Genomic DNA, 25974 nt, shown 5'->3' on the forward strand with positions numbered 1-25974 from the left:
TACTAAAAGCCTTAAACGCAAAAAAGCCATCCTAAAAGAATGGCTTTAAATTTTATGTTTGAGATCCTTCACTTCGACTTGCTCAGTGCAGGCTAGCTCAGGATGACAAATACATTAAGCTAATAATCTGATTGGCTCTTCTAATAGACCTTTTAAGGTTTGTAAGAATTGTGCTCCGGTTGCACCATCAACCACACGGTGATCGCAACCTAAAGTCAATTTCATTACATTACCAGGGACAACAGCGCCGTTTTTAACAACAGGGACTTGTTGTATAGCACCTACTGATAAAATTGCACCGTCAGGAGAATTGATAATTGAAGTAAACTCATCAATACCAAACATACCTAAGTTAGATACAGTGAAAGTAGAACCTTCCCAATCTGCAGGTTGTAATTTTTTAGCTTTTGCTTTACCACCAAAATCTTTTACTTCTGCAGAGATGTGTGATAAAGATTTGCCATCAGCGAAACGCACTACTGGTACCAATAAACCATCTTCAACAGCCATAGCTACACCAATGTTGGTATGTTCGTTAAATCTGATTTTATCGCCACCCCATGATGAGTTAACAGCCGGGTGCTTTTTCAATGCAACGGCAACCGCTTTAATTACGATATCGTTGAAAGAAACTTTAACAGGAGCAACTGCGTTGATTGCCGTACGTGCAGCCATTGCATTGTCCATATCGATACTTACTGTCAGGTAAAAATGTGGGGCAGTAAATAAACTTTCGGCTAAACGTTTTGCAATTACTTTACGCATTTGCGAAACAGGTTGCTCTGTGTACTTAACCTCACCAACAAATGTAGGGATAACTGGTGCAGCAGCTGTAGCTTTCTCAGCAGCCGGAGCTGATGCAGATTCAGTTTTAGCTGGAGCAGCTGATGGCTTGAAGTTTTCGATATCTTTTTTAATGATACGACCACCTTCTGCACTACCTGCAACCTGTGCTAAATCGATCCCTTTATCTTTAGCAATTTTTTTAGCTAAAGGAGATGCTTTAACGCGGCTATCTGAAGAACTTTCTGCAACAGGAGCAGATGAACTTGAATCAGCAGTTGCAGCTTGTTTTTCTTCCTTCGGTGCTTCGCTTTGGTCTTTCGCCTTTGGACTTTCAGCTCCTCCAGCTAAAATTCCGCTCACATCAGTTCCTTCAGGACCAACGATAGCGATAATTCCGTTTACTTTTGCCGCAGCTCCTTTTTCTACACCAATGTGTAATAAAGTTCCGGTTGCATAGCCCATTACCTCCATAGTAGCCTTATCGGTTTCTACATCAGCAAGAACATCATCATCCTTAACCTTATCGCCAACTTTTTTATGCCATTCGGCAATTACGCCTTCAGTCATGGTATCGCTCAATAAAGGCATGCGGATAACCGTAACACCTTTTGCTGCTAATTCTTCTTCACTTAAGCCACCACCCTGAGCAGGTGCCGACTCTTCTTTTTTATCTTCAGCTTTAGGAGCTTCATCTTTGCTCTCAGACTTCGGACTTGCCGACTCCTGACTTCCAGATTGTTCTGCTTCTAATGCAGCTTTATAATCTTCGCCTTCTTTACCAATAACGGCCATGATCGCATCAACAGGAACAGCTGTTCCTTCTTCTATACCTACGTATAAAAGGACACCGTCCCAATAAGATTCCATATCCATTGTTGCTTTGTCAGTTTCTACTTCTGCCAAAACATCGCCGCTTTTCACTTTATCGCCCACTTTTTTATGCCACTTCGCCAAAACCCCTTCGGTCATGGTGTCGCTCATTTTGGGCATTTTAATTACATCAGCCATTATATCTAATTAATTGAATCTTATTAATATTAGTCCATTACGTAAGGGTAGTCCTGTTGCATATATACATCTTTGTATAGTTCGGATGCATCAGGCCAAGGAGATTCTTCAGCAAATTTTACTGCCTGATCTACAATTCCTTTTACTTTAGCTTCTACCTCTTCAATCCAGGCTTGATCTGCATACTTCTCTTTAAGGATCGTTTCTCTCGCATGCTCAACCGGATCTTTTGCTTTGTAATCTTCTAATTCTTCTTTGGTACGGTATTTTGCCGGATCTGACATGGAGTGACCACGATAACGGTAAGTTCTCATTTCTAAGAAAGTAGGTCCTTCACCTTTACGCGCACGTTGAATTGCTTCGTCCATTGCATTGTGTACAGCAACCGGATCCATACCGTCAACTGGTGCACATGGCATATCGAAACCTAAACCTATTTTATAAATATCGGTCATGTTGGTAGTACGTTGTACTGAGGTACCCATTGCATAACCATTGTTTTCGCAAACAAAAATAACAGGCAATTTCCAAAGCATGGCCATGTTAAAAGTTTCGTTTAATGCACCCTGGCGCACAGCACCATCGCCCATATAACAAATGTTAACATTATCAGTTCCTTTGTATTTTTCTGCAAAAGCAACGCCAGCACCTAATGGAATCTGACCACCAACAATTGCATGACCACCGTAGAAGTTATGCTCTTTACTGAACATGTGCATTGAACCACCTTTACCTTTAGAGCAACCTGTAGCCTTACCGTACATTTCTGCCATAATACTATCAGCACTAACTCCTAAAGCTAAGGCATGGGCGTGATCACGGTAAGTGGTAATCATTGAATCGCCTTTTTGCATCGCAGATATTGCACCTGCAACTACAGCTTCTTGTCCAATGTATAAATGACAAAAGCCACGTATTTTTTGTTGTCCGTATAACTGGCCGGTTTTTTCTTCGAATTTGCGCATCAGCAACATCGACTCAAACCACTTTAACCAGGTATCTTTATTTATTTCTACTGCACTCATTTTAGGATATTTGTTTTTTGCGACAGCAAATCTAATTTTTTTATTGTAATTTTTGGCACTTTTAAGTGTAAAAACATCATAGTTATAGGGCTAAAATCAGAATTAACACTTGTTTTACAATTAAATACAAACCACAAACACTTCTGCTGATTTAATACTGATTTCATATAAGTAAATCAATGCCCTTTATCATAATAAGTATTCAATTTATTCTAAAATTTAATTCTGCATAAGCGCATATTTCCATAATTTAAAAATAAAGCGCGTTTAACCAAAATAGGAATATCCGAAAAGAAAAACATTTTAAAAAGATTGAATATTGAGCAGAAATTTTACTCAAAAGCAGTGAATAAAAAACAAAAATGTTAATAACTTTCACTTTTTATAACATTACATTTGGATAACATTTGTATAATCAATACTTTTGACAACCAACAATAAGCCCATGTGGTGTACGTTAATGTGTAAGTGAATACCCAAACATAACTGTATAACATGATTAAAAAAATTTTGTTTTCTACCCTAATCGCTATCTGCACGCTCTCCAACGCATTTGCGCAAACAAAAACAAAAGAATCTGGTAAAGAATTAAATGATCCCGATAACCTTGCATCACAATATTTTTCGCAGGTAATGGGTGTTGCGGTAGATGCGACCTCGAATTTAAAACTGTATAAGTTTATATACGAATGGATCGGAACTCCTTATAGTTATGGTGGAAACAGTAAAAGAGGCATTGATTGCTCGGCTTTTACTAAAGCAATTTACGACAAAGTTTTCAACACCACCATCAGAAGAAATTCGCGCGATATTTTCAGCATGGTAGATCCGTTATCAAAAGAAGATTTAAAAGAAGGCGATCTGGTTTTCTTTAAAATTAAAAGCAGAAGTATTTCACATGTTGGTATTTATCTGGGCGATAATAGGTTTGCACATGCATCAAGTTCTCGTGGTGTGGTCATCAGCAACCTTAATGAACCTTATTACAGCCGTTATTTTTACAAAGGTGGCCGCGTTTTAGAATCGTTTAAGAAAGAATTTACAGTAGAATAATTCAGTTAACAGTTGGCCATTTTCGGTTGACAGTAAAAAACATACACAATCCTCCTAAAGAAATTTTGGAGGATTTTTTTTATCCATCAAAAATCTAAAATGAAGTTTTTTAATACCTTGATATTAGCAGTTTTTACCATAATTATCTTAATCAGCTGCACTAGTAATAATGCACAGGTTAATACACCCATCGTAAAACAAGATACGGTCATCAGGAAAATAAAAGATACAATATCAATAACCGCTGTTGGTGATATTATGCTTGGCTCTGCATTTCCATCCAAAACCAATCTCCCGCCCGATGACGCAGTAAATAGTTTCCAGGCGGTTGATAGTTTATTAAGAGGCGATATTGTATTTGGAAACCTGGAAGGCTGTTTCCTTAATTCGGGCAATTCGAACAAATGTAATGGCATTAATCCGAACAACTGTTACGCTTTTAGAATGCCGGAGCGCTACGCCGGAATATACAAGGATGCAGGATTTAATGTTCTAAGCATCGCCAATAACCATGTTGGTGATTTTGACGCAAAGGGAAGGAAAAATACAGCAAGAATTTTAGATTCACTGAAGATCCATTATGCAGGACAGGTAAATAAACCTTTTGAAGTTTTTGAAAAAGATAGCGTAAAGTATGCGTTTTGTGCTTTTGCCCCGAATGAGAATACAGTATCGATTAATAAGATTGATAGTGCGAAAGCTTTAGTGGCCCGTTTAAAATTAATGGCTGATATTGTGATTGTTTCTTTTCACGGCGGCGGTGAGGGTGCAAGATTTGAACATGTTCCACGTAAGAACGAGATTTTTTATAAAGAAAACAGGGGCAATGTTTATGCCTTTGCACATGCGGTTATTGATGCTGGTGCCGACGTGGTGCTGGGGCATGGTCCGCATGTAAGCCGGGCAGTTGAAGTTTATAAAAATAAATTCATTGCCTACAGTTTGGGTAATTTTTGTACCTATGGAATGTTCAGCTTAAAGGGTAATAATGGTATTGCTCCCTTGCTTCAACTAAAAATAAATGCAAAGGGTGATTTTCTCTATGCTAATATTGTATCAATTAAACAGGATAAGATCAACCGTTTAACCCTGGATGATAACCATAGCGCCTTTAAACGCATTAAAGAGTTGACAGATATTGATTTCGTTGGTCACCAGTTGAAGTTCGCTGACAACAGAATCAGTTTAAAAGATTAATTTTCTACGACATCAATCTCAATTTATTTCAGAATATTTGCTTTATGAAAACGGGATTAATACTTCATTACATCATTGGCATTGCAGCTGCGCTTTTAGTTCTGGGCGCTGCTTACTATATTCAGCAAAACCCAAAGAACCTATTATCTGCCGGGATTATCATTTTAGCAGGCTGCCTGGTGGCTTTTAGCCAATACCAGATCATTAAACAGAAAAAGAAGCAATAATATAAGGCAACTATTCTCATGGTTAGAATGAAATTTAGTAATGACATTCTATCTTGAACCTACCATGGGCTTTGTGGGCGCAGTTTTCCTGCTATCCAAAAAAAATGGACGAAAGCTTAGTTTAGCTTTCGTCCTTTGTGTTTTTTACCAAGCCAATGCCTGATACAAAAAATATTAGTCCGATGATGCCATAAACCATCAATCCCCTTGTATTTTGATTGTGGTTTACAAAGCCATAGCCTGCGTATATTAAACCAATTATACCGAGTATGGTTAAAATGGTTCCAAAAGTGCGTTTTACATTCATGTGGTTATCTTTTAATATGATTAAGACAAAATATTACCGCTTTTGTTTTAAACCAAAAAAGAAGCCCATATTATAACTGAAATGGGCTTCTTTTATTAGATAGAATGATCGTTTACCACACTCCTAACCGATTTGTTGGAGTTATGTACATTTTCGCTGTTGCAGGAATGTCGAATGCTTTATAAAATGCTTCCATATTGTATACAGGTCCATTCACACGGAACATTTCTGGGCTATGCGGATCTGTTTTTAATCTTACACGCATACTTTCATCGCGGGTTTTGATTCTCCACACCTGGGCAAAGCTTAAGAAGAAACGTTGATCGGGTGTAAAACCATCAACCTTTTTATCGCCTTTTCCTTGTTCGGTTAATTTAAAGGCATCGTATGCAATGTTTAATCCACCAATATCGGCCAGGTTTTCACCCAAGGTTAAAGAACCATTTACATGCTGATTGTCCAACAGCGAGAAGTTATTATAAAATGTCTCTACTTTACCGGCTTTCGCTTTAAATTTATCAGCATCGGCTTTTGTCCACCATTCTTTTAAGTTGCCTACTGCATCATATTGGCGACCCTGATCGTCAAAGCCATGTGTCATTTCGTGACCAATTACCGCACCTATCGCACCATAGTTAATGGCATCATCTGCTGCAAAATCAAAGAACGGAAACTGTAAAATTCCGGCTGGGAAAACTATTTCGTTGAAAGACGGATTGTAATAAGCATTAACTGTCGGCGGAGTCATTCCCCACTCTGTTTTATCGACGTTTTTGCCCAATTTATCCATCATTTCTTTGTAGGCATGTTTATTAGCAGATTGAAGATTGGCGTAATAAGTATTTTTAGACACCTCTACATCATCATATTTTTTCCACTTATCAGGATAACCGATTTTTTTGATAAATGCATTCAGTTTTTCTAAAGCTTTCTTCTTGGTATCCGGTGTCATCCAATCTACCTTCTGGATTCTTTCTGCATATACTTTCTGCAAATTGTTTACGAGGGTTAACATGCGCTCTTTCGCTTCTGGTTTAAAATACTTTTCAGCATATAATTGACCTAAAAGTTCTCCCAAATGGTCATCAGTAGCATTTACGATAGATTTCCATCTTTCAGTTGGTGCCTGTTGACCATAAAGTGTTTTAGAGAAAAAGTCGAATTTGGCATCTCTGAATTTTTTGGTAAAAGCATTGGCAGATCTATTTAAAGCATCAAACTTTAATTTTTCTTTCCAGATTTCGATAGGCTGGCTTTTTACCAGGGCTGATAGGGTTTGATAGTATTTTAGCTGCCTAACAATAAGGGTATCTGTGTTTGCCCCTAGTTTGTTCAGAACAGATTTCCACTCAATATTTGGGGTCTGTTTTTGAAAATCAGCCACCGTCATCTTGTTATAATTCTTCTGTGGATCACGAAGTTGAACAGGTGTTGAATGGGACTGTGCAATTGCTGTTTCCAGTTTTAAAATATTGTCTGCATATTTCGCTGCGTTCGCAGAATCGCCTGCCAGACTAAAAATTTTTGAGATGTATTTGATATACTCCGATCTGATTTTTTTTGCCTTATCATCCTGTTCTAAATAGTAACTGCGGTCTGGCAGGGTAAGACCGGCCTGAGAAAATGATAAAGCATTTTTACTGCTTAATTTATCATCTGGTTCTACGCCAAAGCCCAATAAATCTCCTTCACCATTTTTATAACCTTCAGCAACAAAATTGATTAAATCCTTCTCGTTTTTAATCCCGTCTATTTTATTTAAGAGTGGTTTTATAGGTTCGATACCCAGTTTCTCAATGGTAAGGGTATCCATTCCACTGGTATAAAAATCGCCCACCTTCTGTTCGCTACTCCCTTTAGCCGCATTAGCTTTTGAGGCGTTTTCAAGAATGCTGTTCAGGTTTTTTAGGTTATCATTATATAAAGTATAAAAAGAACCCCAGCCTGTTTCGGTTTTAGGAATCTGGGTGTTTTTCATCCATTTTCCATTGGCATACAGGAAAAAGTTATCACCAGGTTTTACAGTGGTATCCATGCCGGCCTTATCGAAAAATTCAGTACGTGCATTTACGGTATCAGTTTCCTGATGGCTCTTATTCTGGCATGCCGCAAATAGCAAAATACTTGCTGCGGGAAGAAATAATTTAATTTTCATTATGCATAAGTTAGTTAGAAAGCTTAAAGCTACAAAATGCCTGATGTAGTTTGTATGAATTTTTATAACTTCATAAAAAAAATCTATTTATGCAATACACCATTTACATTATAGCTGTCGTAGGAATTATTATCTTACTCAGCTCGTTCGTTACTGTTAAACAGGGGACCATTGCGGTGGTAACGGTTTTCGGTAAGTACCGCCGTCAACTAAGGCCAGGTTTAAATTTTAAAATCCCGTTAATAGAGCAGATTTATTCTCGCATTTCCATTCAAAACCGCTCTGTAGAACTTTCGTTCCAGGCAGTAACACAAGATCAGGCCAATGTATATTTTAAGGCCATGCTTTTATATTCAGTTGTGAATCAGGATGAAGAAACGATCAAAAATGTGGCTTTTAAATTTGTAGATGCAACCAACTTAATGCAGGCATTAATAAGAACCATTGAAGGTTCGATCAGGGCTTATGTGGCTACGCAAAAGCAGGCAAATGTATTGGCGCAGCGTAATGAAATTGTACTTCACGTTAAGGAACAGATCGATCAGGTTTTAGACGGATGGGGTTACCATCTTCAGGATCTTCAATTGAATGATATTACCTTTGATGAAGAAATTATGCGTTCAATGAGTCGTGTAGTAGCTTCGAACAATTTGAAAGCAGCTGCTGAAAACGAAGGACAGGCATTATTAATTACCAAAACCAAAGGTGCTGAAGCGGACGGTAATGCGATCAAAATTGCTGCTACGGCAGAACGTGAGGCTGCACAACTTCGCGGACAAGGTATTGCTTTGTTTAGGGAAGAGGTTGCAAAAGGTATGACCAATGCTGCCCATGAAATGCAACAAGCTAACCTGGATACATCAGTAATTCTTTTCACCATGTGGACAGAAGCCATTAAACAATTTGCAGAATATGGCGAAGGTAATATCATTTTCTTAGATGGTAGTACCGAGGGAATGAATAAAACCATGAAAGAAATGATGGCCATGCAATTGAGTCAGAATCCTCCTAAGAAGAACTAGAAGTATTTTTCATGCAAAAAAGACTGTTGCTATCCGCAACAGTCTTTTTTTTGCGCTAAGTATTCGTTTTGGCTAAATGAAGAATTGATTAGCCTAAATTGTTTCTATAAAATTGATTGAATTTTGAGTGATAATTAAATGCGATTCATATCCTAATCGATGTGTAATTGTTGTACACTATTTAAAACTTAAAATCAATTAGTATGAAAGTTTTTGTAACAGGCGCCACCGGATTTGTCGGTTCTGCGGTAGTCAAAGAATTAATTAATGCAGGCCACGAGGTTTTGGGTTTGGCACGGAATGAAACGGCTGAAAAAGCACTTGTACTTGCCGGAGCCGAAGTGCATAAAGGCGATTTGGAAGACTTAGCGAGTCTGCAGGAGGGCGCCAGATTAGCTGATGGCATTATCCATACTGGCTTTATCCATGACTTTTCCCGATTTGCGGCGGTTTGCGAGATCGATAGAGTTGCAATAGAGACCATTGGAAACTCGATTGCAGGAACCGATAAACCTTTTATTGTAACATCCGGGACTCTTATCGTTAATCCGGGTATGTTGGCCACAGAAGATATGCTACCTAATTATAATGGTGCGAATCCCAGGCTTGCTTCGGAAAAGGCAGTCGACGCACTTGCTTCTCAAAATATTCGCGTATCGGTGGTTCGTTTATCGCCATCTGTACATGGGGAAGGTGATCATCATGGTTTTGTACCCATGATGATCGATATCGCCCGCAAAACAGGTTCATCAGGTTATATTGGTGGTGGAGAAAACCAATGGACAGGTGTCCATCGGCTGGATGCCGCGAAACTTTACAGGTTGGCTTTGGAACAAGCTACGCCAGGAGCACGTTTTCACGGGGTAGCTGAAGAATCAATAACCCTTAAAACAATAGCAGAGTCCATTGGCGAACAACTTGGTTTACCGGTCGTTTCTATATCTAAAAATGAAGCAGCCGCACACTTCGGCTGGTTTGAACATTTCGTAAGTATAGATGGACCGGCTTCCGGGCGTTTAACCAGGGAACGTTTAAATTGGGAGCCTGAATATGCCAGTTTGCTTCAAGATTTGGAGCACGGCATTTATTTTAAGTAAATTGTATCATGGAACCTTCAAACCGCTATCGTTTTAAAACAATATCAGAATATCATAAACTTGCAGGATTGCCGAAACCAGCTCACCCCTTAGTTAGTGTAGTTAATATGGAGGAGGTTAATATGCCAGTCAATGGCCGTTCAAAAACAATAATTTTTGATTTTTACTCCATTGCGCTCAAGCGTGTTCCTGATGCGAAAATTAAATATGGGCAACAAATGAGTGATTTTGATGATGGTGTGTTGTTCTTTATGGCTCCAGGACAGGTTTTTACCGTTGAGATTAATCAGGATAAAACCCACAGGCCAACTGGCTGGATGATACTTTTCCACTCCGACTTACTTTGGCAGACACATTTAGCTAAAACAATTAAGGATTATGACTTTTTTAGTTACGCGCTATTTGAGGCTTTACATGTTTCTGAAACTGAAGAAACAGTGCTTAATTCGATCGCCACATTGGTAAAAAATGAAACCAAGAGCAATATCGACCATTTTACTCAAAATGTAGTGATCGCGCAAATAGAATTACTGCTTAACTATGCACAACGTTTTTATGGACGGCAATTTATAACACGTAAAGCAATCAGTCATCAGCTCCTTGATCGATTAGAGTATATTGTTAAAGAATATTTCGAATACGATGATCTTGGCAACAGAGGTTTACCAACAGTAACTTACATCGCCGAGAGGCTTAACGTTTCGCCAGGATATCTATCCGGACTGTTGAAAACACTTATCGGACAAAACACTCAACAATATTTACATCAGAAACTGATTGATTTAGCAAAAGAAAAACTTTCTACAACAAATCTATCTGTTAGTGAAATCGCTTATGCCCTCGGCTTTGAACATTTACAATCCTTTACCAAGTTGTTCAAATCCAAAACAAAGCTTACGCCTTCAGCATTTAGACAATCGTTTAATTGAAAAAATAATTTTTAACAAAAAAGCGAGCTACCTCAATAAGATAGCTCGCTTTTGTTAGATTTCTTTTATTAAAGTTTAGGTGAAGCTACACCAAGATTCATCACATAGTTGCCAGATTGTTGCATAAAATCGCCCATTACTTTCAACGATTCATCTTCGATAAAATCAAAAGCATCTTGCTTGGTAATTTTATCTCCTTTTTTAATGGCTGGCAATCCTCTTAATGCTCTTAATTCATTCTGTCTGGCAAGTGTTTTAGCTTCTTGCGCATCGCGCTCAGCTTTAAGTTTTGCCTCGTTTAAAGTTATAGAAACCTCACTATCGCGTTTTCTAAGGTCTGCAATATCTTGTTTAAGGTATTTAAAATCCAATGAATTTGCGATGCGCTGCTCGCTGTTTTTAACCAATTGTGCTTTAACCGGAGTCAGGTTGGCAACTGCTTTAAAGTTGGAACTTGGAATAACGTCCCATGGTAAGGCAGATGATTCAGTATCTTCTCCAATTTTATCCATAGGATAAAGTGAAGGGAAAACAACATCAGGCGTTACCCCTTTATGTTGAGTACTGCTTCCTGCTACACGGTAAAATTTAGCCATGGTTAGATTAATCTGACCTAAGTTAATGTCAGCCGGGCTTGTTCCGCTTGGCGAGGTGCCAACGGTTTTATCTTTAGAAATTAATCCTGCTATCTTTTGCAACATGCTTGGGTTTACCAGTTTATTTAAATCGATGGAAGATTGAACGGTACCTTTACCATAAGTTTGGCTACCCATAATAATACCACGGCCATAATCCTGTATTGCACCGGCGAAAATTTCTGATGCAGATGCACTTAAGCGGTCTACAATTACACCAAAAGGACCGTCCCACGTTACACCGCTATTTTCGTCCTCGTCCACTTCAATTTTACCGCGTAAATCTTTCACCTGAACTACAGGGCCTCTATCGATAAATAAACCAGTTAATGAAATGGCTTCAACTAATGAGCCGCCACCGTTTCCACGTAAATCCATTACGATTGCATTTACCTTATCGTATGTTTTCAACGAGTCAATTAATTTTCTAACATCTCTGGTAGTGCTTTTGTAGTTTTTATCACCTGCATTTGCTGCTTTAAAATCAGCATAGAATGCTGGCAGGGTAATAATCCCGATTTTATAATCTTTACCATTGCTGTTGATGGTTTTAACTTTTTTCTTGGCAGATGTTTCTTCCAAAACAATTTTATCGCGAACCAATTCGATAATTACTGGTTTAGATGACATTTCTTTTCCAGCAGGGATAACTTTTAAACGCACCTTGGTTCCTTTCGGACCTTTAATTTTCGATACGGTATTATCCAGTCTCCAGCCTACCACATCAACAAATTCTCCATCACCCTGTGCTACAGCAATAATGCGATCGCCAGCACTCAGTTGTTTCCCTTTAAATGCAGGTCCGCCAGCAATAATTTCCGAGATTTTAACTACCTCGTTTTCTAGTTGTAAACGGGCGCCAATACCTTCGAAAGAACGAGACATATCTTCGTTAAATGCTGCTGCGTTGCTTGGGTTAAAATAATTGGTATGCGGATCAATCGATTCGGTAAAAGCATCCATCAAAATCTGGAAAACATCCTGATTATTGGTTTTTGAAGTTTGCGATTGTAGGTTTTTGTAACGTTTAGTTAATGTTTCTACATTCTTAGATTCAGCTGTTCCAGCTAAATTTAAGTTGATTAATTCGTATTTAACACGTTTTTTCCAGGTATCATTTAATGCTGTTGAAGAAGTTGCCCAGGGCTGCTTCTCTCTATCATATAGATAACTGTCGGTTTGATTAAAATCAAATTTTGTTTTAATCTGAGCCAGAGAATAAGTAAAATATTCATTTAATCTTTTGGCATAAACGTTATAAATGAAAAACGGGCCGCTCAGATCGCCATTTTTGAAATCATCGTCCAAAGTATACCTGTACTTTTCAAATTCCTTAATATCTGAAGCTAAAAAGTAATTTTTGCCCTGATCAAGCGATTTGATGTATTTATCTAAAATAATCGAAGATATAGAGTCGTTGATCTGAATTTTTTTATAATTGTAACTCTCAATCAAATTTACAACCTCTTTTATAACAAGTTGTTGCTGCTCATCAGGTTTCACATTGGTAACCCCCTCAACTATTGGCTGAGTTTTAGGTGCAGCATGACAAGCAAGTACTGCCGCAGTAAAAATTACAAAAAATATTCTCTTTAACATCTCTTTAAATGATTTAAAATCCATTTCCAATTCTATATAGCCAATATGATACCATTTTAGCAAAAAAACAAAAAAGAGACAGCATTATTACCGTCTCTTGTTAAAACTTTATCAAATCTAACTAAAAGCTTTTTATTTAACAATTTCTTACGTAGAACGTTGAGCGTTATTTTTTGTTTTAATGAAAAGGCTAAATTTGACCAATTACAGACCTTTGAGGGGCTATAATATACTTTAGATAGGAATGTGTAGCAGAATTAAAGCGCTTGCCTAACTTGGGTTTACTTTTTTACTGGTGGTTTTGCTCGCAATTGTTTCCCTGGCATCTTTAATCTGCGTTTTATACTGAGTGGTTTTGATGGAGTTGGCCAGCCATTCTGCTGATTTCAGATCTCTCAGGGCAAGTGTAAAATCTTTCTTTTTAATTTTAACCTGGGCAATGCCTAAAATAGATTCGATATAAGCATTGTTGCTTTTTAATTGTTTTGCCAGGATACCTTGCTGGGTGTAGAACCACATCGATTGGGTATACTTGGTGTTGGCCAGATAAACTTTTCCTAAGAGACTGTAGGTGTTCATTACTCCTGCTCTGTTTCCGGTTTTAGAATAATTTTTTAAGGCTACGTTTAAGAGAATCTGCTCTGCATCAGTAAAACGGCCAAGTTGATAATGCATACTGCTCATCTTGATAACCGCCTGTCCATACCTGTTGAAGTTTTTTACGGCATTGTATTCAAAAGCTGCTTTACCAAATAAGGTGAGCGCTTCGTTATAATCACCTTTTCGCTCCAAATCTTCTGCTTCCTCAAAAAAAGAATTCCCATCCTCCAGTTCAAATTTGGATACTGCTATATTTATCGCACTACCATTAGGTTCCTGGATCTCAGATTTATCTATATTTTGAGCTTGTAGTTGTAATGATGCAAAAAGGCCAATTAAAGCCAATACAATTTTGGTCATGCAACAAAAATAATACTTTAAATCTAATTTCAGCTAAATACCTGTAAATTAACATCAAAAGATGCCCAAACCATGTAAGGATGAGAGTCGCAATGGTATACTTCGCCTGCTGCAGAAATGCCTACAATGCCCGCAAAGCCATCAAAAGCTTTAAGTTCAGCAAAAGATTTATCGGAAGCTTCCTTTAAAGAAAAACCATCTGTAACGCGGGTTACAATTTTCGCGGCCAGGGCTCCGCTTACAATATCTTCGCCTACTCCCGTGCATGAAATTCCCGCATATTGATTGGCATAGTTGCCTGCCACGGTTGCAGAATCGCTCACCCGGCAAGGGATTTCGAATCCTTTTCCACCTGTAGAAGTTGCTGCTGCTAAATTTCCATCTGCATCAAGTGCTACACAGCCTACCGTTCCTTTATTATTCTTTTGATTTAATTTAGTTTCGTATTCTGATTGGCGCTGTGGAGTAATCGGATTGAAATATTCAAATCCGTTTGTTCTTGCAAATTGCCCGGCACCATCACCACTAAGCACCCGGTCATCATATATTAGTAGGTTCTGCGCAATCTGTACAGGATTTTTAACATCTTCAACATTAATTACCCCACTAAATTTTTCAGTTTTACCATCCATTAGCGCTGCGCTCAGTCTTACTTTTCCATCGCTTTGGATCTGTGAACCGATACCAGCATTAAAAAGCTCATTATCTTCTAACAGCGCAACGGTATAAACAACGGTTTCTAAAGCAGTATGCGTTTTCAGATATTCGTGTCCAAGCGTAACAATCGAAGTCAAAGCATCTTGTTTAGCCTTTTTCGTTTCCTGGTTGGTAGACGATTCGCTGAAGAATCCGCCATGTATAATTAATTTCATTTTTTGAGTATTGTAGTATTAAGTAGCAGGTATCAAGATTGGGTAAATCCTAGCTGAAAATCGCCCACTGTTAACTGCTACTGAATTAGGCTATCGGAATTAACTTTGGGTGGTGGATTACTAAGCTATGGTCTGTTAAGTCATAAACGTCGCCATCGCACATCACGTGTACCACCATGTTTTTAATGGAAACAGGTTGCCCCATTTCTACATCAGTTAAATTGGTATCGGCCATAGTGCGGCCATCTACCAAAATTACCATGCCAGAGCCAATGGCCTCCATTATATGGCCATCAGAGATAAAAAGGCCTGTGTCTTCACCAAGACCGATCCCTAAAATGCCAGGATTACTGGCCGCGGCATACAATAAGCGACCGATTCTTCCGCGCTGTACAAAATGTGTATCTACAATAACATCATCAATAAAGCCTAATCCACCTGTAATTTTAACTTCACCTTTAAGTAAAGCATCTTTACTGCTGCCCTGGTAAATCATATTTTTAGAACTTGCAGCGGCCCCGGCAGAAGTACCGGCAATAACAACAGGTTCATTTCTATATTTTTCTAACAGAATCTGATGTATTTTTGTTCCGCCAAAGATTGAAGAAAGACGGAGCTGATCTCCACCGGTAAAAATAATTACTTCTGCAGCTTTGATACGCTCACAATTTTCATCAGAATTGGCTTCTTCACGGTTGGAAATATTAAGAACACCAACATTATGCACATCTAATTGTGCATAAGCCTTAATATATTCTTCACCGACTTTTTCGGGCATTAATGATGCTGTAGTGATGATCTCGAAACGAGATTGCGTATCTCTTAATGATTCTGTAGTAATCCGTTTTAAAATTCCACGCTCAAAAAAATTCATATTTTCAGGCAGTCCGAATTGCGTTTCTGCGAAGCTACCTGTGTTTATTGCACCACCAATGATGATGAGTTTACCTTTCGGAACCATTTTTTGTGTATTATAATTGTATCAAAAAACCCAAATATATAGGCTTAAGATAAAAAACACGACTTTTTTTGTAAAGAATATTCAATTTATTAACAAAAGTTAAAATATTATAACTTAAAATTAACAGGATTGTACTTGAAAATAAAACAAATACACCTTAAAATTGATTTAGCTAAATGGAACGTCTATTTTCAAAATAAATGCATAATTTACAGTCATCAATTTCATTCTAAAAATTGAGGATAAAGAGCGATTCATAAATCCTTCTGCAACATAAAAAACGAACAAAACATTACATGAAGATATTAAATATACAAGTATTAAGAGGGCCAAATATATGGTCTATTAGCCGGAAGAAATTGATTCAGATGCGACTGGATTTAGAAGATTTAGAGCAGAAACCAACCAACGTAATAGAAGGATTTAGTGAAAGGATTGAGAAACTTTTGCCAAGCATGTTTACCCACCGTTGCTCGAAAGGTGTTGAAGGTGGTTTTTTTACAAGAGTGAAAGAAGGCACCTGGATGGGCCACGTGATTGAACACATTGCATTGGAAATTCAGACACTCGCCGGTATGGAAACTGGTTTTGGCAGAACGCGCATGACCAAAACCGAAGGCATTTATAATGTGGTTTTCAGTTATCTGGAGGAGAAAGTAGGTGTTTACTCGGCGGAAGCTGCGGTGAGAATTGCCGAAGCTTTGATCAATAATGAAGAGTACGATTTAGAACACGATATCCGCAGGATGAAGGAAATACGTGAACTGGAAGCCTTAGGGCCAAGTACAGGTTCTATTGTGGAAGAAGCGGTAAAAAGAAGCATCCCATGGATAAGATTGAACAAAAGTTCATTGGTACAATTGGGTTATGGCAAAAATCAGGTGCGTTTTAGGGCCACCATGACCGAAAAAACCAGTAGCATCGCTGTAGATCTTGCCAGTAACAAGGAAGAAACGAAACGTTTGCTTACCGAAGCTGCCATTCCGGTAGCCTCAGGGGTAACCATTTCAAATCCAGAAGATCTTGAAGCATCTGTTAAAAAGGTTGGATTTCCTTTAGTTTTTAAACCACTTGATGGCAACCACGGTAAAGGTGCAACCATTAATGTGAAAACAATGGAAGATGCTGTAGCGGCTTTTGAATATGCCAAAACGTATTCGAGAAGGGTGATTATAGAAAAATTCATTACCGGATTTGACTTCCGGGTTCTGGTAATCGACCATAAAGTGGTTGCCGCGGCACAACGTGATCCGGCTCATGTAAAAGGAAACGGTATCCATACCATCCAGGAATTAATTGATAAGGAGAATGAAGATCCACGTCGTGGTTATGGCCATGAGAATGTGTTAACAGAAATAGCTGTCGATCGTGATACCCTGGATTTATTAGCCAAAAAAGAATATACTTTAGAGACTATCCCGGAAAAAGGAGAGGTGGTTTATTTAAAATCGACCGCCAATTTAAGTACAGGAGGAACATCCATTGATGTAACAGACATTGTTCACCCACAGAATATTTTTATCTGTGAAAGGATTTCAAGGGTAATTGGATTGGACATCTGCGGTATCGATATCATGGCGCAGAACCTTACCCAACCCTTAACCGAAAATGGTGGCGTGGTGTTAGAAGTTAATGCTGCTCCTGGTTTTAGGATGCACCTGGCGCCGAGCGAAGGTTTGCCACGCAATGTTGCGGCACCAGTAATTGATATGTTATATCCACAGGGGAAATTATCACAGATCCCGATTATCGCCGTAACCGGAACCAACGGAAAAACGACCACTACCCGTTTAATTGCGCACATTATCCGCAGCAACGGTAAACGCGTAGGTTTTACCACCAGTGACGGTGTATATGTGCACAACACCATGCTGATGAAGGGTGATACTACAGGACCGGTAAGTGCAGAGTTTATTTTAAAAGACCCTACAGTAGAGTTTGCCGTATTGGAAACCGCACGTGGCGGAATTTTAAGAGCAGGATTGGGATTTAATGCCTGCGATATTGGCGTGGTTACCAATATCCAGGAAGATCATCTTGGCCTTTCTGATATCCACAATCTTGACGATTTAACCCGGGTTAAAGCGGTTGTAATTGGTGCAGTACGCCGCAAAGGTTGGGCTGTATTGAATGCTGATAATGGTTATTGCGTTCGCATTGCTAAAGATGCCCGTTGTAATGTTGCTTACTTTAGCATGGATGAAAACAATCCTGTAGTTAAAGAACATTGTAGAAAAGGCGGTATCGCTGCCATTTATGAAAACGGGTACATTACCATTAAAACCGGCGACTGGAAATTAAGGGTAGATAAAGCCACCCATATTCCTTTAACCTTTGGTGGTTCTGTAAACTTTATGATTCAGAATGTACTTGCAGCAACGCTAGCAACCTATTTGTGGGGCTACAAGCCTGAAGATATCCGTTTGTCATTAGAAACTTTTATTCCTTCAGCAGCACACACACCAGGCAGGATGAATATTTTCAGATTTAAAGATTTTAAAGTACTGGTTGATTTTGCGCATAATCCTGATGGATTTAATGGTGTAAAAGGTTTCTTGCAGGGTGTTGAGGCTACAGAACAAGTAGGTATTATTTCAGCAACCGGCGATAGAAGAGACGAGGATATTATCGAAACTGCCCGCATTTCTGCACAGATGTTTGATAAGATCTATGTTTGTCAGGAGAAATATCTCCGTGGCAGACAACAGCAGGAACTAGTCGATTTACTGATAAAAGGGATTAGAGAAGTTGATCCTAACAAAGAGATTATTGTAAACAATAAGAGTACGGAATGTTTACAAATCGCTATTGAAACCGCTAAAAAAGGTTCTTACCTCACTATTTTAAGTAACACTATTGATAATACGATTCAACGTGTTACTGAACATTTAGATCGCGAATTAGAATCGTAAGTAACTAATTTATTTTGCCATCGATGGTAATTTCGGGCGGAATGCAATGAAGTTTGAGAAATCCTTCTCAATACATCTCTCCATTACGCGTTGCTCCAGTCGGGATGACGAAGCAATTATAAAAAAAACCTCCTCCGAATTAATCATTCGAAGGAGGTTTTTCATTTTTATGTTTTAATTTATTTATGCCTGAGCATCACGTAATCTTTTGATTTCGTCGTGAGATGTTCTTAATGATGCTTTTTGATCAGAAATCAGTTCTCTGATATTTGAAGGGATATTTTCTTCTTCTAAGGCCATTTTATATGCATTTTGTGCAGCATCCTCTCCAAACTCACAATTGTTTAAAACAGTTTTGCGGTCGTGGCCGGTAAAAAGCGCTTTAACATCCATCCAGGCCCGGTAGATTTTACCCGAATTGGTTGTTCCTGTTTCAATATCTTCACCTAAAGCCGATACTTCTGTTGCCAATGCCATTTTATATTTTTGACTCTCGCCTATCATATTTAAAAATAAGGTTTTTAAATCGGCATCCTCATCTTTTAATTCCTGACGGGCTTTTTCGTAACCTTCAATACGATCGTTATTAATTTGAATCAAATCGTTTAATACCTCTGCTGTTTCTGTTGTCGTGTTCATGTTTTTTATTTTTATAGTTTCGATGTATAAAAGCAACATGATCAATTAAAAAAGGTTTGTCATTTTTTTTAATTGCCTACAACGGTGCGCTATATCAGCTGGTTTTGATGATGAATAGACTACCGATCATTATTTTTTGGAAAATATTGGGTTAGCTTTTCTTTTACAAAACGCCTGACCCGTGTTACCATATTGCCTTTTCGCTTAATCAAAAAGCTCTTGATCGCTTTGTATGCAATGGGGTCTTCGGCTATTACAGTAGGGAATTCTACAATTGGTTTGGGGTTGATAATTACGTTATAGATGTCGTTTATTCCAGAGTGTACACCCGTGCCATCATGGCCAATATTGTTAACGAGTGATTGTGATGGATTAAGTGTGATGCCTCCTTTTAAAAAAATTGAAGCGTACCATCTTATGGCCCAGCTATTGTTTTTACCTTTTTTAAATTCCTGCATCTGCTTCCAGAAATTCATTTTATTGTCGATTGAAAATGCAGTCCTTTTCTTTTTATCAAACTGTTTGATAAGAATGTTAATATCTGGTTCAAAATTTTTCCATGCTCTTCCCCATGTTGCCCAACCCCAACTTGTGGCTGCCCTGTAGAAAAAAGATGGTGAAAGGTTATCTGATTTTAAAGGATACATATAGGCTCCGATGTGCATTACCTTTTCCTCTTCGCGGTAATGGTTCAAAGCGTTGTTGAAATAGGATAAGGTATGTGGAGAGGTAATAAGGTCATCTTCAAACACAATTACCTGATCATATTCTGCTATTAATTGAGTTACTCCTGCAATTACCGCATTGGCTAAGCCTGCATTAACCTTACTTTCGATTACTTTAACCGACTTAAAACCATCTGCTTTTTTGATGATTTTTCTTACGGCAGTAACTTTTTCTCTATCCAGATCGGTTTTGGCACCATCAGAAAAAATATACAAATGGCTTTGTGCTGCCAACTCATTTTGTTGCAGAAATTGTAACGTACGCTCGGTATGCTGCGGACGATTGTATACGAAAAGTGCTATTGGGGCAAGGCTTTGCATTTTTGTTTTTTATCAATTAAGCTTATCAATAAGCGGGCTAGGCATTTTTTACCATATAAGAAATTAAGTTTCATATAAGCTATGACAAAAGTATATCAATAAATTGATTCATACATTTCGTTTACATAAGTTTTTTGTCCTTCTGAAAAGATATGCAAACAATTAAAATTTATCATTAGTCCTAGAGGCAATTTTAGTAGTTTAATATAAGTTAACAGTTGTGCTACATGGATTGGGGCAACGTTTTCAACAGCTTTAAATTCAACGACTAGGGAGTCTTCAATTAATAAATCACACCTTAGTTCTGAATCAATTATTAACCCTTTATAATCTATTGGGATGGTTAACTCAGATTTGAAATTAATATTTCTGATTTCCAGCTCGTGAATCATGCATTTATGATAAGTGCATTCTAAAAGCCCTGGGCCTAATGTTCTGTGGACCTCAATGGCTGCTCCGTTTACCTTGTAAACTAAGTCCTTTAAGTAATTTCTAGTTAATAACATCCTTTATTTTTTATTAAATAATTAACTGGGGATGTATTTTTAACAGAATTTAATTTCTATTGCAATATATTAAATTAATTTTGGCAGTAGGAGCAATTAGACTTATATTTTCTTCTATTCCTTATATGGTTAAATGGCCATGATAAAATTCCAATTATTAAGATAACAGTATATCCAGTTACGTTTTTCACCATATGAGAAGTTTAAGACCCATATAAGTTTGGATATATCTTGCCCTCTGTATTCACATTTAATCACTAAAATATCTGCAGGTTATGATCTGATTTTTTGGTTAACACAGTATAGGCATTGGCAAACTGCTCTTGCTTTTTCTTCCCAAACAAATTACCCAAGGTTTTTTTTACCCGGTATTCCAGTTCTATTTTTAAGTTTTTAGCAAATGTTTTTGGCGCTTTCCTATTGACAAACTCATTAAACTTTACCGTTTCCGGCGCAGTCATCGATACTTTATCTTCTAAAATTTCTAAACCCTCACTCTGCAATAAAAACCTTAAAGAAGTTGGCGTATACATATTAATGTGTCCATAATCTAAAAAATGTTTCATTCTTTCGTCTACACCAAAGCGATAATCTTTAGGTACCTCTACTACAATATATTTTGCAACTCTTTTCAATTCACGGATCAAGATCCGCTCATGTTCTACATGTTCTAAAACGTGAGCAAGAATAATCAGATCAAAAGTATCATCTTCATAAGGGATTTTATATCCATCGAAAGTTTGTGCTTCTTTTAAACTGGCGAGGTTACGATCCATTATAATATCTACACCACTTTGTGCAATTTCTAAAGCATAAAGTTCTGGCGCGAAATGCCATTCATTTAAAAAATGTAAAATACTGCCATCTCCGGCACCAACCTCAAGTACTTTTTTAGGCTTTAACCCTTTGCACACATCAACAATGTTCTTGGCTTTATATTTTGCACCGAGCATTCTCCAGGCTACATCGCTATTGGTGTAAAAATTATCGTAGGCCGTTTTTACTTCTTCGCTTAACATGATCCTGACTAATTAAATGCCTAAACAATTATCCTGCCTATAAAACACCGAGGTTGCTTTTTCGTAAAAGAGTCCGGGAGAAATTCCACTGAAGCTGATTTCTTTAAACCCCTGGGCTTTTAAAAGAACACGTGCGGGCTGATACACTTCACGTTCGCTATCATCCAAAACCAATACACCATTTGCTGATAAAGCATCAACGCTGTATTTACAACAGTTTACGCGGTCCCGTCCGTCAACAATAATAATATCAAATTTTTTATCGAGCAAAGTTGCTTTTTTAGCATATTCTCCATCTTTTTCCAATTGGCAGAAAATCATTTCAGCATTGCCTGGACTGGTATTTTTTACTTTATCAAACCAGCCTTTATCATGCTCAACAGAAGTTACCGAGCCAGCTCTTTCTGCATAAAAAATAGTAGAACTGCCAGAGCCATATTCGAAAATGTGCTGTGTTTTGTTTATTCGCTCCTTAATAAAATCGATAAAGGAATAGGTTACCCAAGGTAAAGCCTTGCCTTGCCCGTCTATGGCCTGTTTTTTATCAAAGGCCGTAAACCAGCCAATGCTGTTTAGGTAGCCCTTATGTCCGTATGATAATAATGCCTTAAGCCTGCTAGGCTTTGCAATTAGTGTGCTTAATGCTTTAAGAGTACTCAACGTTTAAATATTTTTTGAAATGCGGTGACCAAAAATAATGATTTTAACATCATTATACCTTGTTGACGAAGTTTAGGAATAAATAGTATAAAAAAGGCTGAAATAAAGTATGCGACAACTGTTGCTATTGCAGTACCCATCATGCCCATTCTTGGGATAAGGATAATGTTTAAAATGATATTTACAACCGCCCCTATCCCTGTTCTGATAAAAGTTAAGCGACCAAAATTTTCAGCAATTAAGTACTGACCACTTGCTACGCCAAGAAATATGAATGCGGAACCCCAAACATGGACAGATAAAACAGGAGCAGCATCTGCATATTCTGGTTTAAAATAGCTGTAAATAAATGGAGATGCAAAAGTTATAAAAATTGCGAAACTTAAACTTAACCATACCATTAAATCGTATAAATTCTGAAGCCTTTTTTGATACCGCTCCTGATCGTCTCTTCTTGCATTTAAAATTGCAGGGAAGAGTGACGAAACAATTGCAACAGGAACAAAATTTAATGCTTCACTAAAGTTAACTACAGTTGCATAAGCACCTGCTTCGGCTGTTCCTCTTTCTCCTAAAATTTGTTTAAGCATAATTTGATCAATTTTCATGTAAATTGAAACCATTATGCCTGAGATGATTAAAGGCCAAGAAAGTGCACAAAGTTTTTTCGCTAATGTTTTTTCAAATTTCCAGCTAAAAATACTTCTGCTTTTACGGCTGTAAGTAATAATGTAACCTATTGAAAGTAAGATAGTATCAAAAAGAAATGCAAAAAAGAAATAGCTTATCGGCGAACGTGTATAAATCAGGATAATTTTTATGGCAGCTGAAATCAAATTTCCAATAATCTGAACCTGCATAATATATTTCGATTTTACTTCTGATTGGAAATAAGAATCGATAACAGTAAAAGATTGAAAAACGCCTATAAATGAGAGCAGAAGGATGAAGTGGTATTGAATATCCTGTAGTGGATAGATAAGCCATGCCAATGAAATTAAAGGAATGCATAAGAAACCTGCAAAAGTTTTAAGCCCAAACGCAGTACCTAAAATTTGATCTCTCTTTTGTGGAAACTGATGAAGTTCTTTAACAATAAATTGATCTAAACCAAGCCCCGCCAACGCTGCGAATAAAAACACGTAAGCTATTGATGTAGTAAGAATACCATTACCATAAGCAAGCAAGTAGTTTGCAACTGCAATGTTGGTTAACATTTTAATTCCTAAACTGCCAACTTTACCTATTAGAAGCATACCAGTATTTTTAAAATACTTTTTTAATGCTTCTTCGTCAAAACCTTTTATGGCGGGTAATTTCATTACCGCAAAGATGTAAAAAAATGTGCGTTAAGTGTGGTACCCTAAATTCAAATATTTTTATTGGCTATGTTGCGGTTAGCCTTCACTTTTTGTTTCCACCACTTTTGTCTCGGTAGTTTTCGCATCAGGCGTTGGAATTGGTGCTGGGTTTGCAACCTGGGCAGGTTTACTGTTTAAAGGTGCGCCAACGGCAAGATCGCATCTGTGATTGGGTTGGCCGTGAGGTGGGTTTAAACCTTTTCCTACTTTCACACCCGATACCTGCGTAACGGCGGGTTGGGTAGTGGTAACCACTTGCGTTGGCTTACTATCTAAAGGCGCGCCAACAGCGATATCACATCTATGACCAGGCTCGCCATGCTTAGGGTTTAGCTTTTTACCTGAAGTATTTACAGCAGCAATCGCAGAGGCCGCTGCTGGCTTTGGATTTGTGTTTCGTTGAGGCTGCACGCTTGCCGTAGGGTTTAACGGAGCACCAACGGCCAGTGTACAGGTATGTCCGGCTTCGCCATGCGGCGGATTAAAAATCAGGTTACTTTTAGTCTGCTGTGCTACGGGCTGCGCAACATTGCTTTTTTGCAATCCCTGGAGCCCGGTAGGTGTTGGAATAACAGCCTGAGCGCTTTCTTTCTTTTCGCTGCTATTACAAGCACAAAGTATAACAAGCATTGAGAGATAAAAAATATATTTCATGAGCACATATTTTAGGATTAACCAAATATGGCGAAATTAATTTACGCCTTAAAGCTCATTTCTATTCTCTCTAACTGTTTTAGGTGGTGCTTTAAATGTATTTCTATAAACCTAAGCCATTGTTTAGCATTTAAATAGCCTAACCTGGGGTGTTTTGTTTTGCTATTGGCTTTTGCATCTGCAAGTAACGGATAGTTATCGTCCAAAGCTTTTTCAAATTCTAAAATAAAATCAAGGGCCTCTGTTTTACTGATCTTTTTTACACGCTCTGCCAGCCGTTTCGGCACCTTATACTTTTTAGCAGGAGGTAACGCGCCCAGTAATAAAATCAGCTTTACCATAAAATGAGTCGGCTTGTCTTCGCCTTTGCCATTTGCAGCGTGTGCAAAGGCTATTATTGAAAGTAGGCTCGAATCAAAAATATGTGAATATACCTCGCTATAAGTCCAGCCAGAAATTGGAGGGGTTGTTTGGAAAATACCTTCAGGGTAACGCAATAATTTGGATTTGTAGGCATCGACCACCTGATGTATCGATGCCTTCACTTTTGCAGCCGTCATTTAATAAAGATAGGCTGAATTAAGGTTTCTCCAAATATTTTAAAAATTCATCTTTATAGTAAGGGAATTCAAATGTCTCAGCAATTGTAAAATAATTTTGTGGATCTACAACGGTTTGATAAAGGTTTTTAGCAATTTTCAAACGTTCTTGATCAAATGTGAATGTTTTAAGAATAAGTTTGCTCTGACTGCTGGAAAAGGAAGCATTTTTACTTACTGCATTGATTAATCTTACTCTTTCGTTATCAAAATCGCATTTTTTATAACTGGTATAAAATTCCTGAAAAGCCTCTGGCGATAATAAACGGTAATTCGGATCTGGCTGCGACAGCACTGGCGGAACAATACCTGTATTATAATCTCCGGTATATCCATCAAAATCGTCTAGGGCGTATTGTCTGTTCTGAAAGATATTCAGCTGTTTCAGCGTGATTAATTCCTTGCCTTCCAAGCTTAAAACAAGCCTTTGTTCCGGAATCACCTTTACCCGTTGTTTTAAGATTTCCGTATTGCCCTGAATAATAGATAGTACTGGTGTAGAATTGTAGACATCGTAAAAGCGAAATCTACCAGTGGCTGACGAAACAAGTTCTTCGTCTAAATACACGTTGTATTTACCAGGATTAAGGATTTCTAAGAAAACTTCGGCAGATCTGCGGTTGTTTTGAGCGAAACTTAGGGTAGCAAATAACATTGCCAGTCCTAAAAAGATGGTTTTTTTCATTTTAATTAAGGTTTCATTTGTGTGTGTTTTGAATTAATGCCAAACAAATGCCAAAACCAA

General features: G+C 37.9%; 24 protein-coding genes. 7 read left to right on the plus strand and 17 right to left on the minus strand.

Features of this window, described 5'->3' with window-relative positions:
• Window positions 1-114: 114 nt before the first annotated feature.
• Together BCL90_RS19035 and pdhA are read right to left on the minus strand one after the other, a co-directional pair.
• Entirely contained in the window at window positions 115-1794 is a 1680-nt protein-coding gene (locus tag BCL90_RS19035) for a pyruvate dehydrogenase complex dihydrolipoamide acetyltransferase (protein WP_121285868.1), read from the minus strand.
• Between the two features lie 29 nt (window positions 1795-1823).
• Window positions 1824-2819, minus strand: coding sequence for a pyruvate dehydrogenase (acetyl-transferring) E1 component subunit alpha (gene pdhA, locus BCL90_RS19040; protein WP_121285870.1), 996 nt, complete (start codon window positions 2817-2819; stop codon window positions 1824-1826).
• 495 nt (window positions 2820-3314) lie between these two features.
• On the opposite strand from pdhA, the gene BCL90_RS19045 reads away from it, so the two are divergent.
• The 3 genes from BCL90_RS19045 (at window position 3315) to BCL90_RS19055 (ending at window position 5296) form a co-directional block, all read left to right on the plus strand.
• Entirely contained in the window at window positions 3315-3872 is a 558-nt protein-coding gene (locus tag BCL90_RS19045) for a C40 family peptidase (RefSeq protein ID WP_121285873.1), read from the plus strand.
• 99 nt (window positions 3873-3971) lie between these two features.
• A complete protein-coding gene (locus BCL90_RS19050) occupies window positions 3972-5069 on the plus strand; it encodes a CapA family protein (RefSeq protein WP_121285876.1) in 1098 nt (365 codons plus the stop codon).
• 44 nt (window positions 5070-5113) lie between these two features.
• Complete coding sequence (locus tag BCL90_RS19055) at window positions 5114-5296, plus strand: hypothetical protein (RefSeq protein ID WP_121285879.1); 183 nt, start codon at window positions 5114-5116, stop codon at window positions 5294-5296.
• A gap of 121 nt (window positions 5297-5417) precedes the next feature.
• Here the strand turns inward: BCL90_RS19055 and BCL90_RS19060 are convergent, their stop codons facing one another.
• Window positions 5418-5603: a hypothetical protein gene (locus BCL90_RS19060; RefSeq protein ID WP_113950816.1), complete on the minus strand. Its 186-nt coding sequence runs from the start codon at window positions 5601-5603 to the stop codon at window positions 5418-5420.
• A gap of 112 nt (window positions 5604-5715) precedes the next feature.
• Window positions 5716-7758, minus strand: coding sequence for a M13 family metallopeptidase (locus BCL90_RS19065; protein WP_121285882.1), 2043 nt, complete (start codon window positions 7756-7758; stop codon window positions 5716-5718).
• 89 nt (window positions 7759-7847) lie between these two features.
• Between BCL90_RS19065 and BCL90_RS19070 the strand changes: the two genes are divergently transcribed.
• The 3 genes from BCL90_RS19070 (at window position 7848) to BCL90_RS19080 (ending at window position 10806) form a co-directional block, all read left to right on the plus strand.
• On the plus strand, window positions 7848-8780 hold the full coding sequence (locus BCL90_RS19070; protein WP_121285885.1) for an SPFH domain-containing protein: 933 nt from the start codon (window positions 7848-7850) through the stop codon (window positions 8778-8780).
• Window positions 8781-8983: 203 nt separating this feature from the next.
• Window positions 8984-9877, plus strand: a complete 894-nt coding sequence (locus BCL90_RS19075; RefSeq protein WP_121285888.1) for an SDR family oxidoreductase — start codon at window positions 8984-8986, stop codon at window positions 9875-9877.
• An 8-nt stretch (window positions 9878-9885) separates the two neighbouring features.
• The gene (locus BCL90_RS19080; RefSeq protein ID WP_121285889.1) at window positions 9886-10806 is read left to right on the plus strand and encodes a helix-turn-helix domain-containing protein; all 921 of its coding nucleotides are present in this window, start codon (window positions 9886-9888) and stop codon (window positions 10804-10806) included.
• 68 nt (window positions 10807-10874) lie between these two features.
• Here the strand turns inward: BCL90_RS19080 and BCL90_RS19085 are convergent, their stop codons facing one another.
• The 4 genes from BCL90_RS19085 to BCL90_RS19100 form a co-directional block, all read right to left on the minus strand.
• Complete coding sequence (locus tag BCL90_RS19085; protein WP_244094973.1) at window positions 10875-13040, minus strand: carboxy terminal-processing peptidase; 2166 nt, start codon at window positions 13038-13040, stop codon at window positions 10875-10877.
• A 270-nt stretch (window positions 13041-13310) separates the two neighbouring features.
• Window positions 13311-14000, minus strand: a complete 690-nt coding sequence (locus BCL90_RS19090) for a hypothetical protein (protein ID WP_121285892.1) — start codon at window positions 13998-14000, stop codon at window positions 13311-13313.
• Window positions 14001-14029: 29 nt separating this feature from the next.
• Window positions 14030-14872 (minus strand): isoaspartyl peptidase/L-asparaginase, encoded by an 843-nt coding sequence (locus BCL90_RS19095; protein WP_121285895.1) that lies wholly within the window; start codon window positions 14870-14872, stop codon window positions 14030-14032.
• 85 nt (window positions 14873-14957) lie between these two features.
• Window positions 14958-15833, minus strand: a complete 876-nt coding sequence (locus BCL90_RS19100; RefSeq protein ID WP_121285898.1) for a cyanophycinase — start codon at window positions 15831-15833, stop codon at window positions 14958-14960.
• A 296-nt stretch (window positions 15834-16129) separates the two neighbouring features.
• Between BCL90_RS19100 and cphA the strand changes: the two genes are divergently transcribed.
• A complete protein-coding gene (gene cphA, locus BCL90_RS19105) occupies window positions 16130-18745 on the plus strand; it encodes a cyanophycin synthetase (RefSeq protein WP_121285901.1) in 2616 nt (871 codons plus the stop codon).
• 183 nt (window positions 18746-18928) lie between these two features.
• On the opposite strand, the gene BCL90_RS19110 is transcribed toward cphA, so the two are convergent.
• The 9 genes from BCL90_RS19110 to BCL90_RS19150 all read right to left on the minus strand — a co-directional run bounded on the left by BCL90_RS19110 (window position 18929) and on the right by BCL90_RS19150 (window position 25914).
• Entirely contained in the window at window positions 18929-19384 is a 456-nt protein-coding gene (locus BCL90_RS19110; protein WP_121286238.1) for a PA2169 family four-helix-bundle protein, read from the minus strand.
• A gap of 119 nt (window positions 19385-19503) precedes the next feature.
• The gene (locus BCL90_RS19115) at window positions 19504-20430 is read right to left on the minus strand and encodes a glycosyltransferase (RefSeq protein WP_121285904.1); all 927 of its coding nucleotides are present in this window, start codon (window positions 20428-20430) and stop codon (window positions 19504-19506) included.
• A gap of 95 nt (window positions 20431-20525) precedes the next feature.
• The gene (locus tag BCL90_RS19120; protein WP_121285907.1) at window positions 20526-20936 is read right to left on the minus strand and encodes a GxxExxY protein; all 411 of its coding nucleotides are present in this window, start codon (window positions 20934-20936) and stop codon (window positions 20526-20528) included.
• 257 nt (window positions 20937-21193) lie between these two features.
• Window positions 21194-21955 carry a class I SAM-dependent methyltransferase gene (locus tag BCL90_RS19125; protein WP_121285909.1) on the minus strand — a complete coding sequence of 254 codons (762 nt, stop codon included), beginning with the start codon at window positions 21953-21955 and terminating at the stop codon, window positions 21194-21196.
• A gap of 12 nt (window positions 21956-21967) precedes the next feature.
• Window positions 21968-22615: a class I SAM-dependent methyltransferase gene (locus tag BCL90_RS19130; RefSeq protein ID WP_121285912.1), complete on the minus strand. Its 648-nt coding sequence runs from the start codon at window positions 22613-22615 to the stop codon at window positions 21968-21970.
• The gene (locus BCL90_RS19135; RefSeq protein WP_121285915.1) at window positions 22612-23937 is read right to left on the minus strand and encodes a flippase; all 1326 of its coding nucleotides are present in this window, start codon (window positions 23935-23937) and stop codon (window positions 22612-22614) included. The genes BCL90_RS19130 and BCL90_RS19135 overlap by 4 nt, the downstream gene beginning before the upstream one ends.
• Window positions 23938-24012: 75 nt before the next feature.
• Window positions 24013-24630 carry a hypothetical protein gene (locus BCL90_RS19140; RefSeq protein WP_134380351.1) on the minus strand — a complete coding sequence of 206 codons (618 nt, stop codon included), beginning with the start codon at window positions 24628-24630 and terminating at the stop codon, window positions 24013-24015.
• A 41-nt stretch (window positions 24631-24671) separates the two neighbouring features.
• Entirely contained in the window at window positions 24672-25190 is a 519-nt protein-coding gene (locus BCL90_RS19145) for a DinB family protein (protein ID WP_121285921.1), read from the minus strand.
• Window positions 25191-25209: 19 nt separating this feature from the next.
• Window positions 25210-25914, minus strand: a complete 705-nt coding sequence (locus BCL90_RS19150) for a DUF4476 domain-containing protein (RefSeq protein ID WP_121285924.1) — start codon at window positions 25912-25914, stop codon at window positions 25210-25212.
• Window positions 25915-25974: the final 60 nt, after the last annotated feature.

The sequence above is a fragment of the Pedobacter alluvionis genome, assembly GCF_003664035.1.
Taxonomy (GTDB): Bacteria; Bacteroidota; Bacteroidia; order Sphingobacteriales; family Sphingobacteriaceae; genus Pedobacter; species Pedobacter alluvionis.